This is a genomic window from Ancylobacter radicis, assembly GCF_018449475.1.
Taxonomy (GTDB): domain Bacteria; phylum Pseudomonadota; class Alphaproteobacteria; order Rhizobiales; family Xanthobacteraceae; genus Ancylobacter; species Ancylobacter radicis.
In genome coordinates, this window is sequence record NZ_JAHCQH010000004.1 from 24,934 (window position 1) to 37,458 (window position 12,525).

Here is a 12,525-nt window from a genome sequence, read left to right on the forward strand (position 1 = left end):
GCGAGACCGCCGCTGTCACCACCCACCCGCTGTCGATCAAGCCCGGCCTCGTGCCGGGCTTTTTCGTTTGCGGAGCTTTTTCATTTGAACGGCCGCGTCGCGTAAAATCCATCGCGCACGCGCTAGTGATGAGCGAGGCTGGAATATCGGCATCATCTCCAGCGTAGTCTACCCGGTGATACCAAGGAGACCCGCCATGTTCATCCGTCGCCGCCGTTCCTGGGAACTGCCGGAGAGCGCCGCCACACCCGAATCCGTCTATCTCTCCCGCCGCAACCTGCTCGGCGCCGGGGTGGGCCTTGCCGCGCTGGCCGGGCTGGGGGGTGCCGCCAGCATCCTGCCGGCGGACGCGCAGGCGGTGGGCGATCCCGCGACCGATCCGACCAAGGATCTTTACCCCGCCAAGCGCAACGACGCCTTCACGCTCGACCGGCCGATCACGCCGGAGGAAATTTCCGGCAACTACAATAATTTCTACGAGTTCGGCTCGGAGCGGCGCAATTACCAGATCGCCGACCTCGCCGCCCGCATGCCGCGCCGGCCCTGGACGGTGAAGATCGACGGGCTGGTCGAGCAGCCGCGCGAGGTGGGGATCGACGACATCATCCGCGCCATGGCGCTGGAGGAGCGGCTCTACCGCCATCGCTGCGTCGAGGCGTGGTCGATGGCGGTGCCGTGGACCGGCTTCCCGGTGAAGGATCTGGTGTCCTGGGCGCGCCCGCTCTCGGGCGCCAAATACATCCGCATGGAGACCTTCGTGAACCCGAAGGTGGCGCCGGCGCAGAACGGCTTCGTCTATCCCTGGCCGTATGTCGACGGGCTGACCATGGCGGAGGCGACCAATGATCTCGCCTTCTTCGTCACCGGAGTGTACGGCAAGCCCGCGCCCAACCAGTTCGGCGCGCCGCTGCGCCTCGCCGTGCCGTGGAAATACGGCTTCAAATCGGTGAAGTCGATCGTGCGCATCTCCTTCGTCGCGGAGCGGCCGGTCGGGCTGTGGGAGCAGGTGCAGGGCCGCGAATATGGCTTCTGGGCCAATGTGAACCCGGCGGTCTCGCATCCGCGCTGGAGCCAGGCCAGCGAGCGCGACATCGGCACCGGCGAGCGCCGCCCGACGCTGATCTATAACGGCTATGGCGAGCAGGTGGCCGGCCTCTACAAGGACATGGCCGGCGAGAAGCTGTTCATGTGAGGTTGCCGTCGCGGTTGCCCCGGCGGGCGCCCTGGCAAGAAAAAAGCCGGGCTCACAAGGAGCCCGGCTGAGTCTCGCCGCCGAAGCGGCAACCTTCCAGAGGGGAACAGCCGAAGCATCGATGCATTCGGTGTCTGACCTCCATATGGTCAATTCCGAGGCATACTGCAATAAAGTATGCCCGCATGGCAGGCATGCGTTATTGCATTCGGCCCGTCACATGGCTGTTACTGCCTGTAGAATGTGCGTCAAATTTTTGTCGCGGTGATTGGAACGGAACCGCGTACCACGCTAGGTTTCCCTGGGGCAGTGCAGCCAGGGAGGGTGCCGTGGTCGTTTGCGCGTTCAGAGCCTCATCATGTGACACTGCACCTGTCGCGGCGGCCCCGGTGCCATGCCGCGCGGTGTCCGGGGCGGCATCCGTCATCCTGCTATGCGCGCTGCTGCTGGGTGTCACCCTTGCGCCGGCCGTGGCGCGGGCCGGGGTGCCGGTGCTGGCCGTGGCCGAGATCGGCCTGGTGAATTTTTCCGGCGAGGGGAGCGATGCCGCCGAGGATGAGGCGCGCGGGCATGCCGTTACCGCGGCGATCATCCGCGAGGCGGGCGAGGGCGGCAATCTCGTCGTCGTGCCGCTCGCCTGCAAGGGCACCTGCAATTTCGATGCGGCGGGAGTGGAAGCGCTGCGCCGCCGCGCCCATGCGGCTGGTGCCAGCCACGTACTGGTGGGGAGCGTCCGCCGGATCGGCGCTGCCGTGGCGCTGCTGCGGGTGTCCGTTCTCGACACTGGCAGCGGGCAGATGACGATGGACCGGATGCTGAGCTTTCGCGGCGACAGCGATACCGGCTGGGCCTATGCCGCGTCCTTCGTCGCCCGCGAGGTGGCGGAGGCGCTGCTGCCCCCGCCAGCGCCCTGAGGGGTCAGAAGTTCCAGCGTTGCGCCTTGGCGACGAGGAAGTCGCGGAACACCTGGATGCGGGCCACCGAGCGCATTTCCTGCGGGTAGACGAAATAGGCCTCCAGCGTCGGCGTGGTGCGCTCGGGGAAAAGCTGTACCAGCGTCGCCGAGTCCTCCAGCAGATAGTCCGGCACGATGCCGATGCCGACGCCGCGCTCCACGGCCCGCTTGAGGCCGAGCACGTTGTTGACGGACAGCGAGGGCGTGCGGCCTTCCTTGCCGTCCTCCAGCCCCGCCCGCTCCAGCCAGTTCAGCTCCTGGAAATAGGAGGGGATCGGGCCGCCGAGCAGGATGATGCGGTGCTTCTCCAGCTCGTCCAGCGTGCGCGGGTGGCCGTTGCGCTTGAGATATTCGGCCGAGGCGAAGGCGTGGAAATGCACGGTGAACAGCTTGCGCTGGATCAGGTCCGGCTGCACCGGCTGGCGCAGGCGGATGGCGACGTCGGCCTCGCGCATGGCAAGGTCGAGCTCGTCATCGGTCAGGATCAGCGTGATGCGGATGTCGGGATAGAGTTCGAGGAACTCGCCGATGCGCGCGGTCAGCCAATGGGTGCCCAGACCCATGGTGGTGGTGACGCGCAATTCGCCGTTCGGCTTCTCGCGACTGTCGGTCAGCTTGGCCCGCGCGGCCTCCAGCTTCATGAACACTTCGTGCGCGGTGCGGTAGAGCAGGTCGCCCTGCTCGGTCAGGATCAGACCGCGCGCATGGCGGTGAAACAGCGGGATGTTGAGTTCCTGCTCCAGCGCCGAGACCTGACGGCTGACCGCCGATTGCGAGAGGCCCAGCGCCTCGCCCGCATGGGTGAAGGAGCCGGCCTCCGCGGCGACGTGGAACACTTTCAGCTTGTCCCAGTCCATGTCGCGCGCGCGGTTCGCCTTGTTGTCCATGGCTCAGAGCTTCCTCATTCCGCGGCCTGCGCCAGCGGCTCCCGGGCGGCGATAAAACGCTCCGCCTCCAGCGCGGCCATGCAGCCCATGCCGGCGGCGGTCACGGCCTGACGGAACACATCGTCGGCGACGTCGCCGGCGGCGAACACGCCCTCCACCGAGGTCTGGGTGGAGGAGGGGACGGTCCAGATATAGCCTGACGGCTTCAGCTTGAGCTGGCCTTGCACCAGATCGGTCGCCGGGGCGTGGCCGATGGCGATGAACACACCATCCGCCGGCCGCTCGGTGAGCGCGCCGGTGACGACATCCTTGAGCACCACGCCGGTGACCTTGGTCGGCTCGCTCTGGCCCTTCACCTCATGCAGGGCCGCGTTCCAGACCACCTCGACCTTGGGGTGGGCGAACAGCCGCTCCTGCAGGATGCGCTCGGCGCGGAAGCTGTCGCGCCGGTGCACCACGGTGACCTTGGAGGCGAAATTGGTGAGGAACAGCGCCTCCTCGACCGCGGTGTTGCCGCCGCCGATGACGATGACCTCCTTGCCCCGGTAGAAGAAGCCGTCGCAGGTGGCGCAGGCCGAGACGCCATGGCCGCGATAGGCCTGCTCGGAGGGCAGGTCGAGCCAGCGGGCCTGCGCGCCGGTGGCGAGGATCAGGGTTTCGGCCATCCACACCGTGCCGGAATCGGTCTCCAGCCGGAACGGGCGGGCGGAGAAATCCACTCGGGTGACGATGTCGTTGACGATGCGGGTGCCCATCTTCTCGGCCTGGGCCTGCATCTGCTCCATCAGCCACGGCCCCTGGATCGGATCGGCGAAGCCGGGATAATTCTCGACATCGGTGGTGATGGTGAGCTGGCCGCCGGGCTGGATGCCCTGGATCAGCACCGGCTCCAGCATGGCGCGGGCGGCATAGACGGCGGCCGTATAGCCCGCCGGGCCGGAGCCGATGATCAGCACCTTGACGTGGTTGGAGGCGGGGATGGACGCCGACGACATGGCAAACTCGCTCGGTTTCGGAGCGGGCGAGGGTCGCCGCGCGCCGCAGACGTATCAGATCGGATGGCGACACGGCACGGGCCGCAAGCGGCGCCGGGGTCAGCCATGCGAAAATGTAGGGACTGAGCCCCTCTCCTGCAAGAAGGGCATGGGAGCGCGGCTGTCTATCCTTTAGTTTTCCAGAGGGAACATTGCGCCGGGCGGAGGCGCAAGATAATTGCTCAGGCGGCCGCCCTCCCGCGCGGCCGGAACCGGAGGACCCGCGTGGCTCGGCGCATCGACGCGATCGACTGGAACATCCTGCGCGAATTGCAGGATGATGGCCGCATCACCAATGTGGAGCTCTCGCAGCGCGTCGGCATTTCCGCCCCGCCCTCGCTGCGTCGCGTGCGCGCGCTGGAGGAGGAGGGCATCATCAAGGGCTACCGCGCCCTGCTCGACGAGAAGAAGCTCGGCTTCGACCTGATGGCCTTCGCCATGGTGCATCTGGTGAGCCAGGCCGAGGGGGACCTCACCGCCTTCGCCGATCAGGTGGAACGCTGGCCGCTGGTGCGGGCCTGCTGGATGCTGTCCGGCGAGACCGATTTCATCCTGCTCTGCGTGGCCCCGGACCTGCGCAGCTTCCAGAATTTCGTGCTGGAACTCACCGGCGCGCCCAATGTGCGCAATGTGAAGACCGCGCTGACGCTGAAGCAGACCAAGGACGCGGCCGTGGTGCCGATGGAGAACACGCTGCCATGACGGGCGGGCGGCGTTGGAGTGGGGCGGCGTGACGCACGTTCTCATCCTGCGCGACGCCAAGCCCGGCCATTTCCACCAGGCCGAGGGTGTGGCGCTGGCGCTGGCGCGGCTCACCCCGATCGAGGCCGACCGGCTGGAGGTGCGCCCGGCGCGCCTCGCCACCAGCGACATGCGCAAATTCATCATGCGCCGCTTCGGCCGGGATGCGCGGTTCTGGCTGCGCTGGATGTACGCCATCGACCTCGACGCGGTGGCGCGGCCGCAGGTGATCGTCGGCTCCGGCTGGCCGACCATCGCCGCCGGGCTGCTGCTGTCACGCCATTTCGACGTGCCCTTCGTGTTCGCCGGGCCGATCGGCGGCTACCGGACCGGGCCGCAGGTGATCAGCCTGGTCGCCTCGCCGCGGCAGGCGGGCGATCCCGGCGCGGTGCTGGCGCCGATCCCCTGCACGGTCGATCCCGACGCCTACCCGGCGCCGCGCCGGCTGATGAGCGCGGGCGACCTCGACGGCGCCTCGCTCGGCCTGCTGATCGGCGGCTCGGCCTATCGCCGGGAGTTCCCGCAGAAGGAATGGGACGCGCTGCTCGCCTTCGTGCCCGAACTGGCGGCGCGCTATGGCGTGCGCTGGCGCGTCTCCACCTCGCGCCGCACGCCGGACACGGTGGCGGACCGTTTCAAGGCGCTGGCGCAGGCGGGCGTGCTCGCGCAGTTCATCGACTACCGCGATGCCGGGGCCGGCTCGGTGCGCGACCTGTTCGGCGCCGACGCGCTGGTGGTCACCGAGGATTCCATGTCCATGCTGGCGGAAGGGCTCGCCGCCCGCCGCCCGGTGGTGGCGCTGAAGTCGGCGCGCGTGCACAAGGCCTATGCCAATGAGGTGATCGCCGGCATGGCCGGGCCGCGCCTCGACGGGGCCAGCCTTGCCATCCTGCCGATGGCCGGCGTGACGCCCGAGGCTTTCGTCGCCACGCTCACCCGCCTGACGCCGCCGGCGGAGGATGCGCGCGACGCCATCGCCCGCGCCATCGCGCCCCGGCTGGCGCCGCTGCTCGGCCTTTCACCCGCCCGGAGTGCCCCATGAGTCTCGCTTTCATCTGCCTCAAATGGGGCGAGGCCTATCCGGCCGAGGATGTGAACGTGCTCTATCAGGGCGTGCGCGACCATGTCAGCGAGCCGTTCCGCTTCATCTGCCTGACCGACCGGCCGGACGGGCTGCGCCCCGAGGTCGAGGTCGCCGACCTTCCCGCCACGGGCGCGCTCGGCCTGCGCTGGGGCGGCTGCTGGCCGAAGCTCGGCATGTTCACACCGGGGCTGCTGGAGGGCGTCGACCTCGCCGTTTTCCTCGATCTCGACGTGGTGATCCTGCGCTCCTTCGACCCGATCCTCGCCCATATCCGCGCGATCCCCGGCCTGCATGTGCTGCGCGAGTGGAACCCCAATGTGTGGGAGTTGCTGCCGGTCTCGCTGCGGCCGGATCGCGGCGCGCAGAGCTCCATGGTCGCCTGGCGGCCGGGCGAGCAGGACCATCTCTATCTGGAGGCTATGGCCAATCCCGAGGCGGCCTATGCCATTGCCAAGAACGACCAGCGTTACATCGGGCTGAAGGCGCGCAACTGCCATTACCTGCCGCCGGGCTTCGCCGTGTCGTTCCGCCGGCACCTCGTGCCGCATTACCCGCTGAACTTCCTGTCGACGCGCATCCGCCGGCCGCGCAAGGCCGCGCTGGTGGTGTTCCACGGCGTGCCCAAGCCGATCGACGTGGCGCGCGACGCGGCGGGCGCCTGGGGCACCAGGATGCGGCCGGGCTTCGGGCCGGTGGACTGGGTGCGCGATTACTGGCAGCGGGGGCTGAAAGGCACGCGCGCGGCCTTCGCGGCGCGGGGCAGATCGCCTGACGCCTGACGCCGATCAGCCGCGCCAGATTTCCTCATAGACGGCGTTGATCTTCTGCGCCTCGCGCTCGATGGAATACTCCGCCAGCACATGGGCCCGCGCGGCGCGGCCGACCGCCTCGCGCGCGCCCTCGTCCAGGCCCATCAGCCGGGCGATGGCGGCGGTGAGCGCGGCCTGATCGTCCACCGGCACGAGATGGCCGGTCTCGCCATCCCTCACCAGCTCGGCGGCGGCGCCGGCGCGGGCGGCCACCACCGGCGTGCCGCTGGCCATTGCCTCGATCGGCACCAGACCGAAGCCCTCCCAGCGCGCGGGAATGACCGCGACCGAGAGGCAGCGGAACCAGCCCGGCATGGACGCAATCGGCTGCTCGCCGAGAATAAGGAGGCGCGCCTCCAGCCCGGCGGCGGCGATGCGGGCTTTCAGGGCGGTGAGAAAGGACTGTTCGGAGGGCGTGGACAGGCCGATCACCACCGCCGTCCAGTCGGGATGAGCGGGCAGCAGCTCGATCATCGCCTCGACGAACAGGTCCTGCCCCTTCTGGTAGCGGACGCGGCCGAACACGCCGATGCCGTGGCGGCCCGGCAGCCCTGTCGCGGCCCAGGCGGCCGCACGGTCCGGGGCGGGATGGTAGGTGTCGGTATCGACGCCGTGCATCACCACGGTCGAGGGCACGTCGAGATAGGAGGCGGCCTGCGGCGAGGTGGCGATCACCCGGTCCATGCGGGCGATTAGGAAGCGCAGGAAAGGCCCGTGCCGCTTCTGCGCGGCCGAGGTGAAGACCAGCTTCCAGGGCTGGCGCAGCAGATCGCGCAGCAGGATGCCGACCATCATTTCGGTGTCGCGGCGCGCATGCCAGATGCGCCAGCGGCGCTGCGAGGGGCGGCGCCAGCTGCCCAGACGGAACACGCGCCAGCGGAGCTGCGGCACGCGGGCCGGCAGCGGCCCGAGCGCGCGGATGGCGATGTGCCGGGCCTGCGCCGGGACCACGCCGATCACCGTGGCGACCACTCCCGAGAATCGCTTCTTGAAGCTCGGCGCGACGGCAACGATGCCGTCGGGCCAGCTTTCATCGGACCCGCCCTCATGAGACCGGCTTTCGTGATGCCGGCTTCGGTCGAGCGGGGTTCCGGGGGAGGGGGCGTTCGGGTTCATGGCGTGGCCGCGCGGGGCGGCGTGCTCAGGCGAAGCGCACGTGGGCGATCTCGTAGGAGCGGGCGCCCTTGGGGGTGACCACCTCCACAGAGGTGCCGCACTTCTTGCCGATCAGCGCGCGCGCCATCGGCGAGGAGATGGAGATGCGCCCCGCCTTGGCATCGGCTTCCATGTCGCCGACGATCTGCCAGATGCGCTCTTCCTCGGTGTCCTCGTCGATCAGCGTCACCGTGGCGCCGAACTTGACGACATCGCCGCTGAGCTTGGCCACGTCGATGATCTCGGCGCGCGAGAGCTTGTCCTCAAGCTCGGCGATCCGGCCCTCGTTCAGCGCCTGCTGCTCCTTCGCCGCGTGATATTCCGCATTCTCGGAGAGGTCGCCATGGTCGCGCGCCTCGGAGATGGCACTGATGATGCGGGGGCGTTCGACCTGCTGGCGCTGCTTGAGTTCAACTTCCAGGGCCTGATAGCCCCCAGCGGTCATCGGAAATTTTTCCATTGGTCTTTTCTTGACCTCCCAAAAGCAAATGGAGCCCCCGCAGGGGCTTGCCGTTTCCCCTTAAAGGGAGTGGCAAGCCGTCCGCGACAGGCTCAATTGTCATCCGTCGTTCACATGCGTCCCGACGCGCCTACTGGCGCGATCAGGAACGCTCGGAGCTGAAATAGTCCTGCAGGGCCCGCACTTCCAGATCGCCGCCGATATAAGCCTTGATCCCGCGCGCCGCTGCAATCGCTCCGGACAGGGTGGTGTAATACGGCACTTTATGCAAGAGGGCGGCGCGCCGCAGCGAACGGGAATCCGCCAGCGCCTGCGCGCCTTCCGTGGTGTTGAACACAAGCTGCACGCCGCCATTCTTGATGGCGTCGACGATGTGCGGCCGGCCTTCCAGCACCTTGTTGATGCTGTCGCTGGCAATGGCATGCGCGGCGAGGAAACGCTGCGTGCCCGAGGTGGCGATGATCTTGAAACCGAGCGAGACCAGCAGCCGCGCGGTGTCGAGGATGCGCGGCTTGTCTTCCTCGCGCAGCGAGATGAACACCGTGCCCGAGGTCGGCACCTTGGTGCCGCCGCCGAGCTGGCTCTTGGCGAAGGCCACCGCGAAGGACTTGTCGAGGCCCATCACCTCGCCGGTGGAGCGCATCTCCGGGCCGAGCACCGTGTCGACGCCGGGGAAGCGGGCGAACGGGAACACCGCTTCCTTCACCGCCACATGGTCGCCGCGGAACGGGGTGAGGCCGAAGGAGGCGAGGCTCTCGCCCGCCATCACGCGGGCGGCGATCTTGGCGATCGGCTGGCCGATCACCTTGGCGACGAAGGGCACCGTGCGCGAGGCGCGCGGGTTCACTTCCAGCACGTAGATCTTGCCGTCCTTGATGGCGTACTGGACGTTCATCAGGCCGCCGACGCCGAGCGCCAGCGCCATCTTGCGGGTTTGCGCCTCCAGTTCGGCGATCATCTCCGGCTGCAGCGAATAGGGCGGCAGCGAGCAGGCCGAATCACCCGAATGGATGCCGGCTTCCTCGATGTGCTCCATGATGCCGCAGATGAAGGTGTCCTTGCCATCGGCGAGGCAGTCCACGTCCACCTCGATGGCGTCCGACAGATAGCGGTCGAACAGCAGCGGGTTCTTGCCGAGCAGCGTGTTGATCTGGCCGGTCTTGTCGTTCGGGTAGCGCGCCTTGATGTCGTTCGGCACCAGGCCCGGCAGGGTCTCCAGCAGATAGTCGCCGAGCTGGCTTTCCTCGCGGATGATCTGCATCGCCCGCCCGCCCAGCACATAGGAGGGGCGCACGACCAGCGGATAGCCGAGATCGGCGGTGACGAGACGGGCCTGCTCGACCGAATAGGCGATGCCGTTGGCCGGCTGGCGCAGCTTGAGCTTGTCGAGCAGCGTCTTGAACCGGTCGCGGTCCTCGGCGAGGTCGATGGCTTCCGGCGAGGTGCCGAGGATCGGGATATCCGCCTCTTCCAGCGCGCGGGCGAGCTTCAGCGGGGTCTGGCCGCCGAACTGCACGATCACGCCGTGCAGCGTGCCGTTGGACCGCTCGCGCTCCAGCACTTCGAGCACGTCCTCGGCGGTCAGCGGCTCGAAATAGAGCCGGTCCGAGGTGTCGTAATCGGTCGACACCGTCTCCGGGTTGCAGTTGACCATGATGGTCTCGTACCCGGCATCCTTCAGCGCGAAGGCGGCATGGCAGCAGCAATAATCGAACTCGATGCCCTGGCCGATGCGGTTTGGCCCGCCGCCGAGGATCGCCACCTTCTTGGCGCCGGTGGGGCGGGATTCATCCGCCATCACCCCGGCGAAGGGGGTCTCGTAGGAGGAGTACATATAGGCGGTGGGCGATGCGAACTCGGCCGCGCAGGTGTCGATACGCTTGTAGACCGGGCGCACATCGAGCGCGCGGCGGCGCTCGGCGACCTCGGCCTCGGAGAGCCGGGCGAGGCCGGCGAGGCGCGAATCGGAGAAGCCCATGGATTTGAGGCGGCGGAAGGCGCCGGCGGTGGTCGGCAGGCCGTGCGCGCGGACTTTGGCTTCCATGTCGACGATCTCGCGGATCTGGTCGAGGAACCAGGGGTCGATCTTGCAGCCGGCGTGGATCGCCTCATTGTCGAGGCCGAGGCGCATCGCCTGCGCGACATTCAGCAGCCGGTCCGGGGTCGGGGTGCCGATGGCGGCGCGGATGGCGTTCTTGTCGTCGCCCTGGCCGAGGCCCTCGATCTCGATCTCGTCGAGGCCGGTGAGGCCCGTCTCCAGCGAGCGCAGCGCCTTTTGTAGCGACTCCTGGAAGGTGCGGCCGATCGCCATCGCCTCGCCGACCGACTTCATCGAGGTGGTCAGCGTCGGCTCGGCGCCGGGGAACTTCTCGAAGGCGAAGCGCGGGATCTTGGTGACGACATAGTCGATGGTCGGCTCGAACGAGGCAGGCGTCGCCCCGCCGGTGATGTCGTTGGCGATCTCGTCCAGCGTGTAGCCGACGGCAAGGCGCGCGGCGACCTTGGCGATCGGGAAGCCGGTCGCCTTGGAGGCGAGCGCCGAGGAGCGCGAGACACGCGGGTTCATCTCGATGACGATCATGCGGCCCGATTCCGGGTCGATGGCGAACTGCACGTTGGAGCCGCCGGTCTCGACGCCGATCTCGCGCAGCACCGCCAGCGAGGCGTCGCGCATGATCTGGTATTCCTTGTCGGTCAGCGTCAGCGCCGGCGCGACGGTGATGGAGTCGCCGGTGTGGACGCCCATCGGGTCGATGTTCTCGATCGAGCAGATGATGATGCAGTTGTCCGCCTTGTCGCGGACGACCTCCATCTCGTATTCCTTCCAGCCCAGCACGCTCTCTTCCACCAGCACTTCATTGGTGGGGGAGGCGTCGATGCCGCGCTCGATGATCTCGATATATTCGGACTTGTTGTAGGCGATGCCGCCGCCGAGCCCGCCCATGGTGAAGCTCGGGCGGATGATGACCGGCAGGCCGATCTCTTCCAGCGCTTCCAGCGCCTGCGGCAGGGTCTTGATCTGGCGCGAGCGCGGCGTGTCGAGACCGATCTTGGTCATCGCGTTGCGGAACAGCTCGCGGTCCTCGGCCTTGTCGATGGCCTCGGCGGTGGCGCCGATCATCTCGACGTCAAACTCGTCCAGCACGCCCATTTTGCGCAGCGACAGCGCGCAGTTGAGCGCGGTCTGGCCGCCCATGGTCGGCAGCAGCGCGAAGCCGCCGGGGATGGCGTGGCGCTCCTTGGCGATGATCTTGGCGACGATCTCCGGTGTGATCGGCTCGATATAGGTGGCGTCCGCCAGATCCGGGTCGGTCATGATCGTCGCCGGATTGGAGTTGACCAGGACCACGCGGTAGCCCTCGGCCTTCAGCGTCTTGCACGCCTGGGTGCCGGAATAGTCGAACTCGCAGGCCTGGCCGATAACGATGGGGCCGGCGCCGATGATGAGGATGGTGGAGATATCTGTGCGTTTCGGCATCGGATCCCGTGCGGCTCGCGCAATTGGTCCGGGCGCACGAAAAAGGACGCGTTGCGCAACGCGTCCTTGGGCGGACCCGGATTGAACTTTCTGGGCGGAGTTTGCCCCCGCAATTGCGGCTTCCCTTAAACCAGATTCCCGCAGGGGGGAAGGGCCGGGCGCAAAACCGGCCTGCACGCGGCGCATGGCGGCCGTGCGGCAGGCGGATCAGCCCTTCCACAGCCGCGTCAGCGGACCCGCCGCGCCGCCGACTGGGTCGCTGGACGGAAGGGGCACGCGGGCGATGGCGGCGAACGCGCGCGGCAGGTCCGCCGCCTCCGGGCGCTCGATCTGGTAGTCCTGGCCGGGCGGGTAGGCGCCGACGATGAGGAAGTCGCCGCTGGCGGTCAGCCGCCTGTGGCCGGTGCCGGCGGGCAGCACCAATGCGTCCCCGGCGGCGATCTCGATTGTGTCGCCGTCCTCGCCGCCAATCTGCACGCGGGCCCGCCCGCTCGCCACCATCAGCGCCTCATGGGCGGTGCTGTGGAAGTGATGGTAGTCGAAAATGCCGTTGCGCCAGCGGCACTCCCAGCCATTGGCGTTCACATGGGTCTCGATGGCGCCGGCATCGGCCGGCAGCGCGGCCCGGTAGATCAGCACGGGCAGGGCCGGGTTGTTCGGCACGCCCTGGGACGGCGGGAACAGACGGGTCTGTGGCTCGATCATCGGCATCTCCTCCTCCTCGGGCTAA

At 68.1% G+C, this 12,525-nt stretch carries 11 protein-coding genes; 5 read left to right on the top strand and 6 right to left on the bottom strand.

Annotated elements, in window-relative coordinates:
• Positions 1–196: 196 nt before the first annotated feature.
• On the top strand, positions 197–1,192 hold the full coding sequence (gene msrP / locus KIP89_RS00370; RefSeq protein ID WP_213753437.1) for a protein-methionine-sulfoxide reductase catalytic subunit MsrP: 996 nt from the start codon (positions 197–199) through the stop codon (positions 1,190–1,192).
• Between the two features lie 404 nt (positions 1,193–1,596).
• Positions 1,597–2,106, top strand: a complete 510-nt coding sequence (locus tag KIP89_RS00375; protein ID WP_369807010.1) for a DUF2380 domain-containing protein — start codon at positions 1,597–1,599, stop codon at positions 2,104–2,106.
• 4 nt (positions 2,107–2,110) lie between these two features.
• On the opposite strand, the gene KIP89_RS00380 is transcribed toward KIP89_RS00375, so the two are convergent.
• Together KIP89_RS00380 and trxB are read right to left on the bottom strand one after the other, a co-directional pair.
• Complete coding sequence (locus KIP89_RS00380) at positions 2,111–3,004, bottom strand: LysR family transcriptional regulator (RefSeq protein WP_213753653.1); 894 nt, start codon at positions 3,002–3,004, stop codon at positions 2,111–2,113.
• A gap of 44 nt (positions 3,005–3,048) precedes the next feature.
• Positions 3,049–4,014 (bottom strand): thioredoxin-disulfide reductase, encoded by a 966-nt coding sequence (trxB, locus tag KIP89_RS00385; RefSeq protein ID WP_369807022.1) that lies wholly within the window; start codon positions 4,012–4,014, stop codon positions 3,049–3,051.
• 279 nt (positions 4,015–4,293) lie between these two features.
• On the opposite strand from trxB, the gene KIP89_RS00390 reads away from it, so the two are divergent.
• From KIP89_RS00390 to KIP89_RS00400, 3 genes are read left to right on the top strand one after another with little or no spacing between them, the layout of a single operon-like run.
• On the top strand, positions 4,294–4,770 hold the full coding sequence (locus KIP89_RS00390; protein WP_213753439.1) for an Lrp/AsnC family transcriptional regulator: 477 nt from the start codon (positions 4,294–4,296) through the stop codon (positions 4,768–4,770).
• A gap of 28 nt (positions 4,771–4,798) precedes the next feature.
• Positions 4,799–5,851 carry an ELM1/GtrOC1 family putative glycosyltransferase gene (locus tag KIP89_RS00395; protein ID WP_213753440.1) on the top strand — a complete coding sequence of 351 codons (1,053 nt, stop codon included), beginning with the start codon at positions 4,799–4,801 and terminating at the stop codon, positions 5,849–5,851.
• Positions 5,848–6,672: a hypothetical protein gene (locus KIP89_RS00400; protein ID WP_213753441.1), complete on the top strand. Its 825-nt coding sequence runs from the start codon at positions 5,848–5,850 to the stop codon at positions 6,670–6,672. The genes KIP89_RS00395 and KIP89_RS00400 overlap by 4 nt, the downstream gene beginning before the upstream one ends.
• Before the next feature lie 6 nt (positions 6,673–6,678).
• On the opposite strand, the gene KIP89_RS00405 is transcribed toward KIP89_RS00400, so the two are convergent.
• From KIP89_RS00405 to KIP89_RS00420, 4 genes are all read right to left on the bottom strand, one after another.
• Positions 6,679–7,818 (bottom strand): glycosyltransferase family 4 protein, encoded by a 1,140-nt coding sequence (locus KIP89_RS00405; RefSeq protein WP_213753442.1) that lies wholly within the window; start codon positions 7,816–7,818, stop codon positions 6,679–6,681.
• Positions 7,819–7,843: 25 nt separating this feature from the next.
• The gene (gene greA / locus KIP89_RS00410) at positions 7,844–8,317 is read right to left on the bottom strand and encodes a transcription elongation factor GreA (RefSeq protein WP_213753443.1); all 474 of its coding nucleotides are present in this window, start codon (positions 8,315–8,317) and stop codon (positions 7,844–7,846) included.
• A 142-nt stretch (positions 8,318–8,459) separates the two neighbouring features.
• On the bottom strand, positions 8,460–11,795 hold the full coding sequence (carB, locus tag KIP89_RS00415) for a carbamoyl-phosphate synthase large subunit (protein ID WP_213753444.1): 3,336 nt from the start codon (positions 11,793–11,795) through the stop codon (positions 8,460–8,462).
• A 207-nt stretch (positions 11,796–12,002) separates the two neighbouring features.
• The gene (locus KIP89_RS00420) at positions 12,003–12,500 is read right to left on the bottom strand and encodes a cupin domain-containing protein (protein WP_250152092.1); all 498 of its coding nucleotides are present in this window, start codon (positions 12,498–12,500) and stop codon (positions 12,003–12,005) included.
• Positions 12,501–12,525 lie beyond the last annotated feature (25 nt).